The 18,176-nt window shown below is 48.2% G+C and carries 16 protein-coding genes; 8 read left to right on the forward strand and 8 right to left on the reverse strand.

From position 1 onward, the window contains the following. Positions 1-132 precede the first annotated feature (132 nt). Positions 133-876, reverse strand: a complete 744-nt coding sequence (locus LVJ86_RS07810) for a UDP-2,3-diacylglucosamine diphosphatase (protein ID WP_047760441.1) — start codon at positions 874-876, stop codon at positions 133-135. A gap of 8 nt (positions 877-884) precedes the next feature. After that, positions 885-1,235 (reverse strand): ArsC family reductase, encoded by a 351-nt coding sequence (locus LVJ86_RS07815; protein WP_047760442.1) that lies wholly within the window; start codon positions 1,233-1,235, stop codon positions 885-887. Positions 1,236-1,429: 194 nt separating this feature from the next. Here LVJ86_RS07815 and LVJ86_RS07820 point away from each other — a divergent pair, with 194 nt between their 5' ends. The 7 genes from LVJ86_RS07820 (at position 1,430) to LVJ86_RS07850 (ending at position 8,864) form a co-directional block, all read left to right on the forward strand. Next, a complete protein-coding gene (locus LVJ86_RS07820; RefSeq protein ID WP_047760340.1) occupies positions 1,430-2,071 on the forward strand; it encodes a hypothetical protein in 642 nt (213 codons plus the stop codon). A 140-nt stretch (positions 2,072-2,211) separates the two neighbouring features. Next, entirely contained in the window at positions 2,212-3,831 is a 1,620-nt protein-coding gene (locus tag LVJ86_RS07825; RefSeq protein WP_047760443.1) for a YdgA family protein, read from the forward strand. Positions 3,832-4,229: 398 nt separating this feature from the next. Beyond that, the gene (locus LVJ86_RS07830) at positions 4,230-5,471 is read left to right on the forward strand and encodes a multidrug effflux MFS transporter (RefSeq protein WP_200900158.1); all 1,242 of its coding nucleotides are present in this window, start codon (positions 4,230-4,232) and stop codon (positions 5,469-5,471) included. A gap of 245 nt (positions 5,472-5,716) precedes the next feature. Continuing rightward, positions 5,717-6,799 carry a prephenate dehydratase gene (pheA, locus tag LVJ86_RS07835; RefSeq protein WP_047760341.1) on the forward strand — a complete coding sequence of 361 codons (1,083 nt, stop codon included), beginning with the start codon at positions 5,717-5,719 and terminating at the stop codon, positions 6,797-6,799. 66 nt (positions 6,800-6,865) lie between these two features. Then, positions 6,866-7,462, forward strand: coding sequence for an LOG family protein (locus LVJ86_RS07840; RefSeq protein ID WP_047760342.1), 597 nt, complete (start codon positions 6,866-6,868; stop codon positions 7,460-7,462). Position 7,463: 1 nt separating this feature from the next. Then, positions 7,464-8,249: a Rossmann-fold NAD(P)-binding domain-containing protein gene (locus LVJ86_RS07845; RefSeq protein WP_047760343.1), complete on the forward strand. Its 786-nt coding sequence runs from the start codon at positions 7,464-7,466 to the stop codon at positions 8,247-8,249. Positions 8,250-8,297: 48 nt separating this feature from the next. Continuing rightward, the gene (locus tag LVJ86_RS07850; protein ID WP_047760344.1) at positions 8,298-8,864 is read left to right on the forward strand and encodes a ubiquinone biosynthesis accessory factor UbiJ; all 567 of its coding nucleotides are present in this window, start codon (positions 8,298-8,300) and stop codon (positions 8,862-8,864) included. Between the two features lie 66 nt (positions 8,865-8,930). Here the strand turns inward: LVJ86_RS07850 and cydX are convergent, their stop codons facing one another. The 5 genes from cydX to cydD form a co-directional block, all read right to left on the reverse strand. After that, on the reverse strand, positions 8,931-9,059 hold the full coding sequence (gene cydX, locus LVJ86_RS07855) for a cytochrome bd-I oxidase subunit CydX (protein ID WP_047760345.1): 129 nt from the start codon (positions 9,057-9,059) through the stop codon (positions 8,931-8,933). Positions 9,060-9,129: 70 nt separating this feature from the next. Continuing rightward, complete coding sequence (cydB, locus tag LVJ86_RS07860; RefSeq protein WP_047760346.1) at positions 9,130-10,284, reverse strand: cytochrome d ubiquinol oxidase subunit II; 1,155 nt, start codon at positions 10,282-10,284, stop codon at positions 9,130-9,132. 12 nt (positions 10,285-10,296) lie between these two features. Then, positions 10,297-11,841, reverse strand: coding sequence for a cytochrome ubiquinol oxidase subunit I (locus LVJ86_RS07865; protein WP_047760347.1), 1,545 nt, complete (start codon positions 11,839-11,841; stop codon positions 10,297-10,299). 198 nt (positions 11,842-12,039) lie between these two features. Then, positions 12,040-13,698, reverse strand: coding sequence for an amino acid ABC transporter ATP-binding/permease protein (locus LVJ86_RS07870; protein ID WP_047760348.1), 1,659 nt, complete (start codon positions 13,696-13,698; stop codon positions 12,040-12,042). Then, a complete protein-coding gene (cydD, locus tag LVJ86_RS07875) occupies positions 13,688-15,400 on the reverse strand; it encodes a thiol reductant ABC exporter subunit CydD (protein ID WP_047760349.1) in 1,713 nt (570 codons plus the stop codon). The genes LVJ86_RS07870 and cydD overlap by 11 nt, the downstream gene beginning before the upstream one ends. Before the next feature lie 519 nt (positions 15,401-15,919). On the opposite strand from cydD, the gene LVJ86_RS07880 reads away from it, so the two are divergent. After that, complete coding sequence (locus LVJ86_RS07880; protein WP_047760350.1) at positions 15,920-17,038, forward strand: S-(hydroxymethyl)glutathione dehydrogenase/class III alcohol dehydrogenase; 1,119 nt, start codon at positions 15,920-15,922, stop codon at positions 17,036-17,038. Positions 17,039-17,450: 412 nt separating this feature from the next. Here the strand turns inward: LVJ86_RS07880 and LVJ86_RS07885 are convergent, their stop codons facing one another. Beyond that, positions 17,451-18,143: a histidine phosphatase family protein gene (locus tag LVJ86_RS07885; RefSeq protein WP_047760351.1), complete on the reverse strand. Its 693-nt coding sequence runs from the start codon at positions 18,141-18,143 to the stop codon at positions 17,451-17,453. Positions 18,144-18,176 lie beyond the last annotated feature (33 nt).

The raw sequence follows: 18,176 nt of genomic DNA on the forward strand, positions 1-18,176 counted from the left end.
GATGAACGGCAATAATATGTATTTTTTTTCATCTTTTAAAGCAGAAAATACTGTATATTATTAAAATAACAGTTACAAAAGTTACAAACTATATTAATACATAACCTCTTTTACCATATTACATAAAATCCTTCACTTCTCTAACAGATGCATGCTTATCTTGCCGTCTGAAGTGATACTCAAATAACCGCCTTTGCCGTTTTCCCAATCTTGCAGCACATAACGATGCACACAGCCTTCTTCTGTCTCGTGAACATGTACTGCCGGGCGGTGGGTATGACCGTGAATCAATACCTCAATGCCTTTACCTCGATGTTGGCTCAACAAAGCTTGAATACCGGCTTCAGTGGCATCAGAGATTTCGCTTTTACCGTCTTCGGCTTTTTTGATTTCGCTCATCATACGTATTTGCCCGGCCAACATACGGCGTTCTGCCAAGGACTTGGCCAAAACGGCAGCCTGCCACATCGGATTGCGCGATTGCAGACGGAATTGCTGGTATGCCAAATCATCCGTACATAATTCATCGCCGTGTACCAATAAATAAGGTTTACCGTAAATCTCAGCTATATACTGCTCAGGCAACATCTGTACACCACTTTTCTCGGCAAAAGCATTACCCAATAAAAAATCGCGGTTACCATGCTGGATAAATACGGGTGTTTCGGCAGTAAAATCTACCAAAGCCTGAACAACACTATTGATAAACGGGTTCTCGTCATCGTCTCCTACCCAAACATCGAAAAAATCGCCAAGGATATAGAGCGCGTCGATTTTGCCTCGCCATTCTGCCAAAGAGTGAAAAAACAATTCGTTTAATTCCGGCACATCTGCGGAAAGGTGCAAGTCGGAAATAAAAATGGTTTGTGTATTCATATATTTCATTATTTTCTAAAAAATGATTCGTAATCGACAATCTGAAAACCGGCATGATAATGGCCATCTATATCGGCTATGGGACGTTTGATTAAACTGGGTTGGTCTACCATTAAAGCAATGGCGGCATCATGGTTTTCTACTGATACTTTCTGTGCTTCATCAAGCTTTCTCCAAGTAGTACCACGCTTATTTAATAATACTTCCATTGGAATATCTGCCAACCATTTCTCAATTAAAGCCTTATCCGGCGGCGTCTTTTTGAAATCAATAAATTCATAGGCCACTTGGTTTTCTTCTAACCAGCGCCGGGCTTTTTTGACCGTATCGCAATTCGGAATGCCGTAAATTTTTATCATGATTTCCAAATCAATTTTATTAAAAGAATCCAATTGTACGTTTTCGCAACATAGTTGTCATGCTTCAAATATATGGCAACATAAAATTTAGCAAGTAAAAAATTTGGAAGACTATCTAAAAAAAGTTATGCTTATTTTAATAAACACCTTTGCTTTGATAGAAGGCATTCAAAAACAGCAGGAGAACTACCGATATGAAAAAAGCCATCATCACCGCTATTGCCGCTGCCGCCATGCTTACCGCATGCGGCGATAAAAATTCCGCCAGTAATACGCAATTTAAAAAATCGATTGAACGATATGCAGAGCAAAATCGTTTTTGTCTGCCTTTGAGCCTGGATATCCAATCACCGGAAAATGGCGACAGCTCCGGTATCATGTTGGGCGAACCTGTAATTAAAATTGCCGAACAAAACCGAAACGGCCAGGAAATCAATGAAAATAATCTCAAACAAATGCGTCTGCTAACCAATGAAGGATTTTACGAACGCCAAAAAACCGAAATTACCGAAGACGGAGATGAAAACATACGTACGCAAGTTTTCCAACTTACCGAAAAAGGTAACAGACAAGTTCGCCCCAGCCCCCATGGCCCGTTGTTTTGCTTAGGTGTCCAAACGGTCGACAAAATCAATTGGTACACCGAACCGACACCTTCAAACGGTGTAACAGTTTCACAAGTTTCCTACGAAGCGGAATTCAAACCTGAAAGTTGGGCCCGCAAGCTGATCAAACAAGGCGGCGACAGTTGGGCCGATATTGAGAAAACACGTACTCAAAGCGCTACGCTTATGCAAACCAATGATGGTTGGCGCGATATTCGCGAGTTACAATAAATAATACGCCAGATAATCAAAAGCACCCTTAAAGGGTGCTTTTTTACTACCTAATTCCAATCTACCCTCTGCCGTGCAAAAAAGACAAAGCCGCTAAAAAATGCTATGCTTGGCCTTTAGCTATTATTAAATTCGACGCAATGAAAAAGCTTCTGATTGCCATCTCGGCCACCATCATCATCCTTTTGGCAGTGCTGTTTTTAGGTCTGCCTTACTATTTAGGTACAAAAGCCGAAGAAAATCTCAACGAACAACAAAAAATACTCGCCCAATCAGGCTTTCTAACCGTCGAATCCCATAATTATGAACGGGGCTGGTTCAACGCTACCGAAACTACAGTTATCCGGCTGAAACCTTCTTTGCTCCACAATACCCAGCAATATTTACCCGAGAATTTAAAAACCGTACTGAACGAGCCCATTACGCTCGTCAACCATATCCAACATGGCCCCTTTGCCGGCGGCCTGACTCCCGTTCGGGCACGCGTGGAAACCGAGTTCAAATACAACCCGGAAACAGAAAAAGTATTGGCGCGCTTTTTCGGCAATCAGGCGCCAGTAAGTATGAGCAATACTGTTTACTTAAGCGGTTCGGGCAATATCAGTTTCAAAGTCCCCGCTTTCGACTATGAAGAGCTTTCCGGTATCAAACTGGATTGGAAAGGTTTAAGCGGCAATACTGCCTACACCAAAGGCTTCGACAGCTATAATAATGATTACACCGCTCCCTTCCTTCATATCAAATTAGCCGACAAAGGCGATGTAGTACTGCAAAATCTGAATATCCATACCGAAACCAAAGACGGTGGCAACCGTCTGGCATTGGGCAACAGCAGTTTCAAACTGGATAAATTCTCCATCCAATGGAAAGAAGGCATCGACTATAACGTCAAATTAAACGAATTGGTCAACTTGGTAACCAACCTGCAAATCGGCGCCTTTATCAATCCCACCGGCACAATCGCACCTTCAAAAATAGAAGTCGACAAACTAAGCTTCGACACGCAAACCGATGAAGCGGGAGAATGGATCAACAGTAAAGGCCGCTTCCAATTTGCCAACCTCACCTACGGCGACGAAAAATACGGTCCTCTTGATATTGATGTTGCGGCAGAACACCTCGATGCCAAAGGCTTGCTGGCCGTTAAAAACAAACTTGCCGAATTAGCTGCACGCGAATTAAGCGAAGAGCAGATCCGTGCGGAACTGCTGCAAACCGTCAAAACCGATGCAGCCGGTCTGTTTACTCAAAATCCGGTATTAAAAATCAATACATTCGCCTTTACCATGCCGCAAGGAAAAGTAGACGTGAAAGGCGAGCTTCGCTTTAACGGCCTGCTGGCAGCTGATTTAAATGACTTTTCCGCTATGATGAGAAAAACACAGGCACAATTTGATATGAACGTGCCCCAAAAACTGTTGGAACAAATCGCCATCAACCAAGCAAGCAACCTCTTTAGCGTGAACCCCGAAGATTTGGCAGAAGGCCGCGCCAGCTTGGACGATATCAATGAAACTCTCCGCCTGATGGTAGACAGCACCGTACAATCGATGCAGCGTGAAAATTATCTCACCCTCGATAACGGCATCATCCGTACCCGCATAGATTTGACTGACAACCAACTCAAGCTCAACGGTAAAATATTTGAAAGCGAGCCGGAACCTGAGTTTACCGAAGCCGATATGTTGCCTGAATCAAACATACCGGATCAGGCGGCTTCGGAGCCTGAAACCATTCCCGACAGCGCAAGCGCACCTTAAAGAATATAATTCTTACAAATCAGGCCGTCTGAAAATTTTTCAGACGGCCTGATTTCATATGCAAGGAATAAATCAAAATGAATTTCCCCTATCCCAAAAAATTACCGTAACCACCAATTCCGAAAGCACTCATTCAACAAACAAATTAAATTCCATAAGCATAAATTCGTAAGCCGATAACCTTTTGGAAAGCAGCACATATCAATATGTTGCACCAGAGGAGTAGTAACCCACAATAGCTACCCCCGCCAAAATCTATTTCATTTTTTTGATTTATTTAACCTTTTTCATCCCAAAGAGGCTTTCAGGCCGTCTGAAAAAGGCGTAGAATCAAAACCGCTTATCTGACACAAGCCGCCTTTGGGCGGCTTAACGCTTTCATTACTATATTATCCATCATGACAAATACGGTTTCCACCCCTACCCTTACCGACAAACAAATGGCTCTGCTGCTTGCCCTTCTGGTCGCCATTATGCCTTTCTCGGTAGATGCCTATCTTCCTGCTATTCCCACCATGGCAGCACAACTGGGCGCAGATATCCACCGTATCGAACAAAGCCTCAGCTCTTTTATGTTTGGTGTGGCGGCAGGACAGCTTATCGGCGGCTCTTTGTCCGACTTAAAAGGCCGCCGTATTGTAGCCTTATCGGGCTTAGCAATATATTTGGCAGGCGCTGTCGGCTTGGTTTTCATACAAACCGCAGGAGAGCTCTTTTTTCTACGTATGGTTCAAGCCTTCGGTGCCGGCATGGCGGTTGTGGTAGTAGGCGCAATCGTACGGGATTACTACGAAGGGCGCCAAGCAGCACAGATGTTTGCACTTATAGGCATTATCATGATGGTCGCCCCGCTGGCAGCCCCTATGCTCGGAGCACTATTGAAAAGCTTGGGCGGCTGGCGGGCTATTTTTATTTTTCTCTCCGTGTACGCTTGTGCGGTATGGGGATTGCTGTTTCGTTTTTTAGCCAAGCCGGCACAAACCGAACCTATTGACCGCTCGGTCTTCCAAACCGTGATCAGGCGGTATCTGCATGTCTTACGTACACGTTCTGCTTTGGGTTTTCTATTTTTCCAAGCATTCAGTTTTTCCTCGATGTTTGTCTTTCTCACCGAATCTTCATTCGTTTATATGAAGCTTTACGGCATTTCCGCCCACCAATATGCTTGGTTTTTTGGTATGAACATCATTACCATGGCCGCATTTAACCGCATTACGGCTTGGCGTTTGAAAACAGGCAGTCATGCTCAAAATATTTTGAAATGGGGTATCGCCATTCAATTTTTGGCCAATCTGCTGATGCTTTCCGCCGTTTTATTGACAAAACAACCGCATATGGCATTTTTGGTAGGTTGTGTTATGTTATCTGTCGGTACGCAAGGCTTGATTAATGCCAATACCCAGGCCTGCTTTATGAGCTATTTCAAAGAAGAAGGCGGCAGTGCCAATGCCGTATTGGGCGTCTGCCAATCGTTGATTGCGGCAGCCGTCGGTATGCTGACTACCTGGATGCACAATGGTACGCCGCTGACCATGGCCGGTATGATGCTGCTCTCTACCATATGCGGTATGGTTTTGCTGTGGCTGTTTTCCGGCAAAGTTTTATTTGGCAACCGCCCGCTTTTTAAGCCCGCAAGATAGATTTATTTTTGATACTGCGTATCGGTTAGATGCCATACTTTTACCCGAAAGGCTGCCTGAAAGTTATATTTTCAGACGGCCTTTCTTTAATGTTAAAATAAGCGGGCGTTATATACGAAAATAACAAGTTAACGCACTGGATATGCCGATATCGGACAGCAAAAACACATGGGCTGTTTTCTATTTTGCCGCTTACAAGCCCAATCTTTCAAACGCACACAACCCAATCTCTATAAAGGAATACCATGTCTGCCGACGACAAACTGCTTCCGCACCGAAAAGCCATTGACGAAATAGACGCCACTATTTTACGTTTGCTCAACGATCGTGCAGGTCATGCCCGTGCTATCGGCGAACTCAAAGGTACGGGCGTGGTATACCGTCCCGAACGCGAAGCGGAAGTATTGCGCCGCATTCAAAATCTCAACCGCGGCCCTCTTCCCGATGAAGCCGTGGCACGTTTGTTCCGCGAAATCATGAGCGAGTGTTTGGCGGTAGAGCGTCCGCTTACCATTGCTTATCTCGGTCCTGCCGGCACATTTACCCAACAAGCAGCCATCAAACATTTCGGCCATGCTGCCCATACCCAATCATGCGCCACAATAGACGAGGCATTCCGCATGGCCGAATCCCGTCGGGCTGATTATGTGGTCGCTCCGGTAGAAAACTCTACCGAAGGTTCCGTCGGCCGTACTTTGGATTTATTATCCGTATCGCCGCTAAAAGCCTGTGGTGAAGTTGTTTTACGCATACATCATCATTTACTACGTAAAAACAACGGCAGCCTAAGCGGTATTACCCATGTCTATGCGCACGCGCAAGCTCTTGCGCAATGCCATGAATGGCTCAGCCGCAATCTGCCTGACGCCGTCCGTATTTCCGTATCCAGCAACGCCGAAGCCGCCCGCATGGCTTCCGAAAGCGATGATCCCGGCGTAGCCGCTATTGCCGGCCAAACTGCTGCCGAGTTGTACCAATTGACCAAAGCCGCCAGCAGCATCGAGGACGAACCGAACAACACCACCCGTTTTCTCGTTCTCGGCCATCAAGATACCATTCCCAGCGGCCGTGATAAAACATCGCTGGTCATCTCCACCCCCAACCGCGCTGGTGCCATGAACGCCCTGCTCAAACCCTTTACCGAACAAGGTATTTCCATGACCAAATTCGAAAGTCGCCCCAGCCGCTCAGGACTATGGGATTACCTGTTTTTCATCGATATTGAGGGGCATCGCAATGATGAAAAAGTTACCACCGCCCTGAGCGGTTTGGAAGAGCGTGCATCGTTTGTCAAAATTATCGGTTCCTACCCGCTGGCGGTTTTATAAGCGGCAAATATTTATTGCCTGGCTATTTCGCTTAAACCCCGCAAACAGATTTTTTAGAGAGAATAAATGCAATCCATAGTTGTTTACTGCGGTTCGAACTACGGCAGTATCCCCGATTACTACCGTACCGCACAAGCCATGGGAACCGCCATCGCCCAACGCGGCAGCACTTTGGTTTACGGCGGTGGTAAAGCCGGCCTGATGGGCACCGTAGCCGATGCCGTATTGGCAGCAGGAGGCGAAGCCGTGGGCGTAATTCCTACTTTCTTGCGCGAAAAAGAAGTTGCACATCTCGGCCTGAGCCGTTTGATCGAAACACCCGACATGACAAGTCGGAAAAACAAAATGATTGAGCTCGGCAGTGCCTTTATCGCTCTACCGGGCGGATTAGGCACTTATGAAGAACTGTTTGAAGTTTTATCCCAAGCACAACTCGGCCTACACCACAAACCGGTAGGCGTGCTCAATACCAACGGCTTTTTCAATCCTCTACTGGCCATGCTGGAACAAACCGCACAAGCCGGATTCATGCCTGAAACCAACCTCAACTTACTGTGCTGCGCAGATACTCCGGACGAGCTGCTGAAAAAAATGGCCGCATACCGTTTTGTAGAAACCAAAAAATGGAGCCGCCCCGCCTGGCTCGACCAAGAGGCCGTCTGAAATGTACGCACCCGACAGCGCAATTTTAGGGCTGGGTTATCTCGGCCGCCCGTTGGCAGAAAAATTAGACCAACACGGCAGCCGTATCGCCGCCCTGAAACACCGCCTCACATCAGATGAAATCAACCTTCCCATACAGCTCAGTTGCGCCGATTTAAACGAAGCCGAAAGCCTAAACGCCCCTTTCTGGCAACAATACTGGGCAGACAAACCCGTATGGTTCTGCCTGCTTCCCCCCTCTCCTTTCGGCAACCGCTATAACAGCATTTTGGAACAATGGCTCAAGCTTGCCCAAACATACGGTATACAGCACATCATCTACGGCAGTAGCATCAGCGTATACGGCAATAGTCCACGTGAATGCGACGAAGATACCGTGCCCGATCCCCAAACCGAAAGTGCGCGCAACATCTGTACCTTTGAGCAACAATTACTGGATAGCTCCATTCCGAATATCGACATTCTACGCTTGGGCGGCCTCTATTCCGCCACCCGCCATCCGCTCAACAGCCTGCTAAAGCGCAATAACATCAGCGGCGCATACGCACCCGTCAATATGTTGCACCAAGACCGCGCCGTTTCCGCTCTCTTTTATGCCGCCTGCAATCCGCAAGGCAAACGCATCCGCAATCTTGTCGAGCCCGAACACCTGCCGAAATATCAATTTTACCGAGCCGAAGCCGCCAAGCTCGGACTCCCCGAACCTATATTTGATATGGATGACTTGGCACAAGGCAAAATTGTCAGCACGCTATACAACGACTTTGCCCATATATTGACCGAATAATCAGGCCGTCTGAAGCATACGTACAGACAACCTACCCGAAAGAAAACCATGCTTGCCCTATCCGCACTTAACCATCTGATCCGACAAAATCCGGAAACACGCGCCACACTTGGCGGCTACAACGGTATCACCGTCTGCATTCAAGCCGCCGGTTTGTCGATAAAAGGCCGTATTAATGCCGAAGGCTATTTGGAAAACACCGAGCACGCCGCAGATACCGTGCTGATTTTCCACAACAGCGCGCTGCAAAAAGCCCTTCAAGGACAAGTGCCCGGCGTGGGCGACATCGCTTTAGAAGGAGATACGGCCATGGGTATGGCTCTGCTGCCTCTTTTCGGCAGCTTGCGCTACTACGCCAACGACGACCTCGCCCGCCTGTTCGGCGACGCGTTGGCGGGCAGCATTGCCACACGCGCCGCACAAGTCGGCCATACACTCAAACAAATCGGGCAAAACCTGATGGCACAAATGGGCGATTATGCCCGCGAACCCGATTCAGCCGTCATCACCCGCGAAGAATTTGATGCTTGGACAGCCGAAGTGGACCGCCTGCGCGACGATATCGCACGCCTCAACGCCCGCCTAGACAAACTAAGCCGATCCAAACAACCGTAAAAAACGCCGTCTGAAAATTTCAGACGGCGTTTTCATATTTTATCTTTTTAATTTTAACGGCTCGCTTTACAAATTATCCTGATCTGCCTTGCTCAAGCTCTCAACCCTATCCCGCTCAAACTCGCCCCACATAGCAATCATAACCGCCAGCAAAACGGCAAAGCCCAATCCCAAAATCCATGCGAAATACCACATTTTAAAAATTCCTTTCCGTTTTCAGACGGCTCTTTCTAAAAACAAACAGGCCGTCTGAAATTCTGATTATTCAATAAGCGCTATGATTGTTTTCACGCACGTATTCAGCGGTCACCTTGCCTCGCATAATGCGGAATGCCCAAGAAGTATAGGCCATTACCAACGGCAAAAGTATGACGGTAACAAAAAACATAATCACCAAGGTCAAATGGCTGGACGTAGCGTCCCAAACGGTCAGGCCGGAACGCAAATCACTGCTGCTGGGCAATACAAAGGGGAACAACGATACGCCGAAAGTAGCGACAATCGCGGAAATCCCGATTGCCGAACATGTGAATGCAGCCAACGTTTTACCCGAGCGTGCCAATAATAAAGCCGCGACGATACCGATATAAGCCAAAACCGGAATCGCTATGGTGAGCGGCCAACGTTGGTAATTCTGCATCCATGCACCGGCTTGGCGCACAACTTCTTTATTTAACGGATTAGCCAAGCCGTCAGGTTGCAATCCGGCAGCCACAACATAACCGTCTATACCGTTTGCCACCCAAAAACCCAACGCTCCGAACAAAACCAAAGTAAGCAGCGCGCTGCCCAACAGGGTTTTACGGGTACGCGCATAAACCGTGCCCTCCGTTCGGTGCATCAGATATACGCCGCCGTGAAAAACCAACATGGCTACGGAAACCACACCGCATAATAAAGCAAACGGATTGAGCAACGCCCAAAAAGAGCCGGTATAAAAAGAGCGCATAGTATCATCGAAATGGAAAGGCACGCCCTGAACCACATTGCCTAAAGCCACACCGAACAACAAAGCCGGGAAGAACGAACCGACAAACAAACACCAATCCCATGTCCGCCGCCAAGTATCGTTTTGAATCATACTGCGGTATTTAAAGCCGACCGGGCGGAAAAACATTGCCCAAAGCACCGCCAACATCGCCCAATAAAAACCGGAAAACGCAGTAGCGTAAACCATCGGCCAAGCAGCGAAAATAGCGCCAGCACCCGTAATCAACCAAGTTTGGTTACCTTCCCAATGCACACCGATACTGTTGATGACGATACGCCTTTCTTCATCAGTTTTGGCCACAAAAGGCAGCAAAGCGCCAATTCCCATATCATGGCCGTCCATAACCGCAAAGCCGATAAGCAAAAAGCCGATAAACAGCCACCAAATAAATTTCAATGTGGCATAGTCGAAAAAATTTACGATATCCATATTTTTGATTCCTCAGTGTGCTTGTTCATTGTCATAACGCCCTGTTCCCAACGACCCCGGGCCAATGCGGATATATTTCTGCATCAAATACACTTCGACAATCAGCAATACGGTATAAAAAGCCACAAAACCGCCCAGCGAGCCCATCAAAGAGCCTACCGACAATGAAGAAGCAGAAAGGTGGGTAGGCAACACACCGTAAATCGTCCACGGCTGGCGGCCGTATTCCGCTACAAACCAACCCGATTCTATTGCCAGCCACGGCAGCGGCAGCGACCAAAACACCATTTTCAAAAGCCACGGTTTTTGACCGAAAGTACCTTTTACCGAGCTCCAAAAACTCAAACCGAATACCAACAACATCGCAAAGCCGCAAGCCACCATAATCCGGAATGCCCAAAACATCGGCCATACTTTGGGTACGGAATCGCGTGCTGCCTGTGCCACTATCTCCGAGCCTGCCTGGGCAACGTTATCGGTATATTGTTTCAACAACAATCCGAAGCCCAAATCTTCCTGATGCCGACGGAAAACCTCCTGCGCCTCGGTATCGGTATGGTCTTTACGCAAACGTTCCAATGCGGTAACCGCATGGCGGCCGGATTCTATACGCAAGGCATTTTCAGCAATGATATCTTTGATACCGGGAATCGGGGTATTCAGGGAACGCGTGCCGATAATACCCATCACATAAGGAATATGGAGGGCGTAATCATTTTTCATCTCACGCTCATTGGGAATAGCAAAAAGGCTGAAAGATGCCGGCGGCGGCTCGGTTTCCCACATCGCCTCGATAGCCGCCATTTTGGTTTTCTGCGCCTTACCGATGCTGTAACCCGATTCGTCACCCAATACAATCACGGATAAAACCGAAGCCATACCGAACGCCGCAGCAATACGGAAGCTTCTCTTGGCAAACTCCACGTCCTGTTTGCGCAGCAGATACCACGACGATACCGACAACACAAACATCGACCCAGCCACATAGCCCGCCGACACGGTGTGTACGAATTTGTTTTGCGCTTCGGGATTAAAAAACACTTCGGCAAAGCTGGTCATTTCCATGCGCATGGTTTCAAAATTAAACACTGCTCCGACAGGATTCTGCATCCAGCCGTTGGCAACCAAAATCCACAAGGCGGAAAGATTGGTACCCAAAGCCATAAATATGGTAACCAGCAGATGCTGTCGGCGCGACATTCTTTCCCATCCGAAGAAAAACAATCCCACCAGTGTGGCTTCCAAGAAAAAGGCCATCAAACCTTCGATAGCCAACGGCGCACCGAAAATATCCCCCACATAATGCGAGTAATACGACCAGTTGGTGCCGAATTGAAACTCCATGGTGATACCGGTGGTAACCCCCAAAGCAAAGTTAATACCGAAAAGTTTGCCCCAAAATTTGGTCATATCACGGTAGATCTGTTTACCCGTCATCACATACACGGATTCCATAATCACAAGTATCCACGACAAACCCAGAGTCAGCGGTACAAACAAAAAGTGGTACAAGGCCGTAACGGCAAACTGAAGCCGTGATAATTCCACCAAGTCCATAATAAACGCTCCTTGCGTACAAAGGCTTATAAAAAATATCCGTCTGCTCGGCCAAACATTTCCGCAGCAAGTTTTATCCGTATAAATTTTTCAGACGGCCTTCTAGTTTAGAATTGTATTAATACAAAATAAATTTTGTTTAATACAATTAAACGCCGATAAACCGTGCTTGTCAATAACCGTGCCGATTAAATATTTTTAATCCGACTTCAATACCAATCTTTGTACCCGTGCGTTCGCTAATACGTTCTGATGACTGGCCACCACCAGCACACCTTCGGATTGTTCTTGTAATAAAACGACTGCCAGCTTCTCACGCGTTTCCGTATCTAATCCGGCAAAAGGTTCGTCTAAAATTAATAAGGCACGCGGTTTTAACAAAATCCGAGCCAATGCAATCCGCCGCGCCTGCCCGCCCGACACCTCCGTACCGTACTCGCCCAAACGGGTAGCCAAACCTTGGGGCTGAGTCCTTACCCATTCTGCCAACTGTACTTTTTCTAGCACCTGCCACAAGGCCTCATCATCGGCATGTTCGTTGCCCAAGCGCAGATTTTCTGCCAAAGTCAGGTCAAAAATATCCACTTGCTGCGCCAAATAGCCTATCGCATCATCTGCTTGAAACGATGCAAAATCCTGCCCGTTTAATTTCAGACGGCCTTGCATAGGCAGCAACTCGCCCGCCAAAACATCTAATAAAGTCGATTTGCCCTCACCTGAACGCCCCGATACCCACAGCACCCCGCCTTTGGGCAAAACAAACGACACATTATCCGGGCCGTTCAAGGCACCGTTCTGGCGTGCACTCACGTTTTCCGCTCGCAACTCCCATATATCTTTCGGCCAAACGGTTATAGCCGACACAGAACGACTGGAAGAATCTGTAACCCGCCCCAATTCGTTCAAACGGTCGCGGGCGGCCATACTGAATCCGAGTGCCATAAATTGCGACACCAGCGGCGACAACACTTCATTCAAACCGAATACAGCCAACACCACCGCCAACAAAAGTGGTACGCCCAATGTACCGTCTGACAACAAAGGTTGCGCCTGCCACAAAACTAAGCCCAGCAAAGCCGCTAAGGCCGTCTGCTGCATCCAAGCATACAGGCTGGCCAAATGCTGCTGCCTCAGCTGCAAATACCCGTATTGCCGATCAGCCTCCAAAAATACTTTTTCACAGTCATGCCAACGCCGCCATAGCAATAACGCCGTCATCACACTCAAAGGTTGTAATAATCGGCGGCGGCGTATTTCCGAAGCTTCGGCATCTGCTTTCGCCAATGAGATTCCGCGGCAGGCGGCGAATACAGGCAAAACTATCCCTGCCAGCGGCAAAGGCAGCAGTACGTAAGCGGGCAGATCAGGAACGGCAAGCCGCAGCCAAACGGCAAAGACAGCCTGAAGCAGCAATGCCCATAACCACGGCATAAAAAAACGCAAAGGCAGCTGATCGAGCAAATCGATATCCTCGGTGAGCCGGTGCATCACGCCGTCTGAAGCCATATTCATCTTGGTGTTCGGTACCACCCCCAATCGGGCAAAGAAACGGCAGCGCAAATCGTGCAGCAACGACAGCACTGCCTGATGAGAGGCCAAACGTTCACCGTAACGCCCTGCCGTACGGGCAATCGCCAACGTACGGATAACGGCGGCAGGACGAAAATAATCGAATGTATAAGCACTTGCCAAAGCCGTAATACCTGCCACTGCCGCCGCACTGATAAACCAGCCCGATATTGCCAGCAATGCTACCGCAGCCAATAAAGTAAGCGCGCCTAATGCCCAAGAAAACGCCCACATGCTTTTTCTGCCGCCGAGCAAATCCCGCAAACGCAAGTCCCGCTTATCTGCCACGGCTGCCTCCTTCTAATACAACTACCGTATCCAACCAAGGAACCGCCGCCAAATCATGACTGACCAACAAAACCGTTTTGCCGCGGCTTATTCGCTCCAAAACCTGATAGAGTGAGGCAGCGGTTTCTTCGTCCAAATGGGCGGCCGGCTCGTCAAGCAGCCATAAGGGGGCATCACGCAACAGCATCTGCGCCAGTGAAAGCCTTTGCTGCTGCCCGCCCGAAAGGCCTTTTCCGCGTTCCCCCAACACAGTATCCAAACCTTGCGGCAAACGCTCTACCAAATGCCATAAATCCACCGCCTCCAATACCTGCCGCATTTTTGTATAATCGGCGTCGGCATCGGCGAGTTTCAAATTATCGGCAATACTGCCCGGCAGCAACGTAGCACTTTGGGCAAGGTAAGCGGTATACCGTTGCAAACTGCTTTTGTCGTAAGCCGCAATGTCTTCACCGTTAATCAAAATACGTCCTTCGTAATCACCAAAACCGAGCAAAGTCTGTAATAAGCTGGATTTCCCGACACCGCTCCTACCGCCGATTCCGATACGCACTCCTGCCTCTACCGCCATATCGGTTTCATCCAAGCGGATGCGGTTGTCTTTGCCGTATATCCTCAGTTTTTCCAACTTCAACGCCGGTGAGCCATTCAAAAGCAACGGCGCAATAGGCAAGCTTTTGTTTTCAGACGGCTTAAACTCGGGTTCTACTGCATCCAATAACGGCTGCAACGCCTCTGCAGCTACCGAAGCTTGTGCTTTCGCATGGTAGTCGTTACCCAGCTGCCGCAACGGCGCATAAAACTCCGGCGCCAGCAATAAAATAAACAACGCGCTTTGATAGGGTACGGGAACTTCACCCTGTGCCCATGGCAATACCCCTATCAACCCCAAACCCAAATACAACGCAACCAGAGCAATCGCCAGAGAAGCGAACAGCTCCAATACCGCCCCCGAAAGAAAAGCCAAAGCCAACACACCCATCGTGCGTTCTTGATACGCTTTGGCCGAAGCCGAAACCTGAGCCTGCGCCTGCGGTACCGCCCCAAGCCTTTTCAGCGTGGCCATACCGCGCGCCAAATCGAGAAAACGCCCGCCCAGCTGCGCCAAAGTATCGAGCTGGCGACGGCTTTTATCAGCAGCTGCACTGCCTACCAAAACCATAAACAAAGGTACCAACGGTGCGGTAACCAGCATCAATACGGCAGCTAATTTACTGTGTGCCAATACTGCCGCCGCAATCACCAAAGGTGTCGCCACCGCTATCGTACGTTGCACATAAAAGCGGCTGATGTAGCCGTCTAAAGCATCCGTCTGCTCCAAAACCTGCATACTCAACGCCCCGTCGCTCCCGAAACGGCTACGCTCCGGCCCCAACTTCGCCAATACGGCCAGCAACCTTTGGCGCAAGTTATGGCGGATTTCCAAACTCAGGTTTTGCAAAATCCGCTCTTTTACAAGCGATAAAAAAGGCCGCAACAACAAGCAGCCGATAATCCACGGTAACAATTCATACAGCCGGGCAATTTGCAGAGTCTCCCCGTTTGCGGTACTGTCTAGCCAAGCAGCAAACAAATCCGCCAATAAGGCGCTTTGTACTACCAACAGCCCCACTGATAACAAAGCCGGTAACAGTGCCGACCAAAAGCGGCGACGGTAAGGGCTGACAAGGGAATCAAGGGCAGAAGGACGTGCTGGGCGCATAGCGGGATACTGTGATTTGATACAATATTAATAAAAGAAAAATTTACAACACGCCCATATACATATAATAAAGGCCGTCTGAAAAACAAACAGATAAATATCTCATCCGATTATAGCAGCGGCATTTGTCAAAAAAGCCTTGCCTTGCCAAGGTTTACAAGAATTAAGAATAACGGCACATCTGTTTACAGCATGATACGGTTCTGCTTCGCTTTGCTTTTCAGACGGCCTGATTATCCTGGCCACCTTTATTGAAACGATAATAAAATATTTAAAAATTAAATATCTTTCAAATTCTTAAAATAAACTATGGTATATTTTTAGGTGCAAATTAATAATCTTAAAGTACCACCTTTATACGGATACCCTTCCTTGCCAAGCCCCATGCCCTACCTATACCGGCCCTATCTCATCCGTCTCACGACACTCCTTTAAAACCAAACCGGTTTGGCTTTACGGATAAAATCCCATCACTTACTGTCTCATATATCTATATACCCGCCCCTACAGGAGAAAAATATGGAATTCATTAAAACACGCGCCGCCGTTGCTTGGGGCCCCAACCAACCGCTTACAATTGAGGAACTTGATTTAATGCCGCCGCAAGCACATGAGGTGCTGGTTCGGATTGTAGCCACAGGTGTTTGCCATACCGATGCCTATACGCTCAGCGGCCAAGACAGCGAAGGCGTTTTCCCCTGCGTGTTGGGGCATGAAGGTGCGGGTATAGTGGAAGCAGTAGGCGAGGGTGTTACCGATTTTCAAGTGGGCGATCATGTCATCCCGCTCTATACCGCCGAATGCGGCAAATGCAAATTCTGTACATCGGGCAAAACCAATTTATGTTCGGCCGTGCGCGCCACTCAAGGCAAAGGGCTGATGCCCGACGGCACGGTACGCTTTTTTAAAAACGGCCAGCCGATTTACCATTACATGGGCTGTTCTACTTTTTCCGAATACACCGTAGTTTCAGATGTTTCGCTGGCGAAAATCCAAAAAGAAGCCCCGCTGGAAGAGGTTTGCCTGTTGGGTTGCGGTGTGACTACGGGCATGGGCGCAGTGATGAATACTGCAAAAGTAAAACGCGGCGAAACCGTTGCTATCTTTGGCTTGGGCGGGATCGGACTGGCTGCCGTTATCGGTGCGCGGATGAGCGGTGCTGCCCGCATTATCGGTATCGACACCAATCCTTCCAAATTCCCTTTGGCAGAAAAATTAGGGGCTACTGAGTGTATCAACCCCAATGATTTTGACCGGCCAATCCAAGAAGTAATCATTGAAATGACTGACGGCGGCGTTGATTTTTCGTTTGAATGTATCGGCAACGTGGACGTCATGCGCGCGGCACTTGAGTGCTGTCACAAGGGCTGGGGAGAAAGTATTATCATCGGTGTTGCCCCTGCCGGTGCAGAAATACGCACCCGTCCGTTTCAATTGGTTACCGGTCGCGTATGGCGGGGATCGGCCTTTGGCGGCGTAAAAGGCCGTAGTGAGTTACCCGGCATCATCAGCCAATATATGCGCGGTGATTTTGCCCTTTCCGATTTCATCACCCATACCATGCCGTTGGAAGATATCAACCGTGCATTCGATTTAATGCATGAAGGCAAATCTATCCGCACCGTGATCCACTATTAAAGTAACAAGCCGTCTGGACAAATACTTATCCATACTTTGTTCAGACGGCCCCAATCTTTTTTATCCCTTTACCCTCAATCGGCATATACGGTATTGCTTTGATCAAACCGAGCTTATTGTGTTCCGGCAACAAGCCAACCACCATTTCAAAGACAAAACACTTAAGGTCATTCCCTCTCAGAATGTCTTAATCAGCGCTTTTATTACTTTTAACAAACCACAGCTTCAATTAGCTATCGCTTAAAATGACATAGCTTGTAGCCCCTATCCAACTGTTTTAAAGAAAAAAATATTGCTTATACATGCGGATAACACTATGGTTTATCAAATGAAACCTTTTCTCAATAATCAAGCCGTCTGAATTTTCAGACGGCTTGATTATTTCATTTGCCCAAATACCTATCGGATCGATTTACAATGTTTCCGGAGTCGAGTTACCGACAAACGAAGTATCACCCACACTCAGAATACGCCATACACCGTTTTCATAATCTAAACGAGACACCGAAGCGTTAGGCACGCTTTGATAGGGAGTACTGCCCGGATCAATCAGTTTCAAAAGTGCCGTAATCGCCATCCCATGAGAAACCAGCAAAACCTTTCCCTCTTCGGGTGATTTAGAAACCAGCTCCGCCATACCTTGACTCAAGCGGCTGAGGAAAGCAGCCTCGGTTTCGGCTTTACCTTCGGCATCCATACGGCTGACACTTTCAATCAGCAAATTATGTTCCGCTGTACGGTAGTTCGCCAACCAAGTTTCCACATCCTGCGCACCACTATTCTGTGCTACTTGGCGGTACACATCGGCAATCAACTCACCTTCGAAACTGCCGAAAGAATACTCACGTAAATCAGCAATTTTATGCAACGGCAAATCTTCTTGGCCTTTGTTTTCAAGAATCAACCGGGCAGTAGTTTCTGCACGCGGGCTGGTGCTGGCGAAAGCCGCATCAAATACGATACTGGCAGCACCCAATGCCTTGCCCAACTGCTCGGCCACAGCACGGCCCTGCGGCGTTAGCGGGGCATCTCGCCAGCCCTGCAAACGCCCTGCCTCATTATATTCCGTGCGCCCATGACGAACCAGATAAAGCTGCAAACCCATTATTTATCCTCTACTTATTATTTCAGACGGCCT

It is taken from the genome of Neisseria arctica (genome assembly GCF_022870905.1).
Classification (GTDB): Bacteria; Pseudomonadota; Gammaproteobacteria; order Burkholderiales; family Neisseriaceae; genus Neisseria; species Neisseria arctica.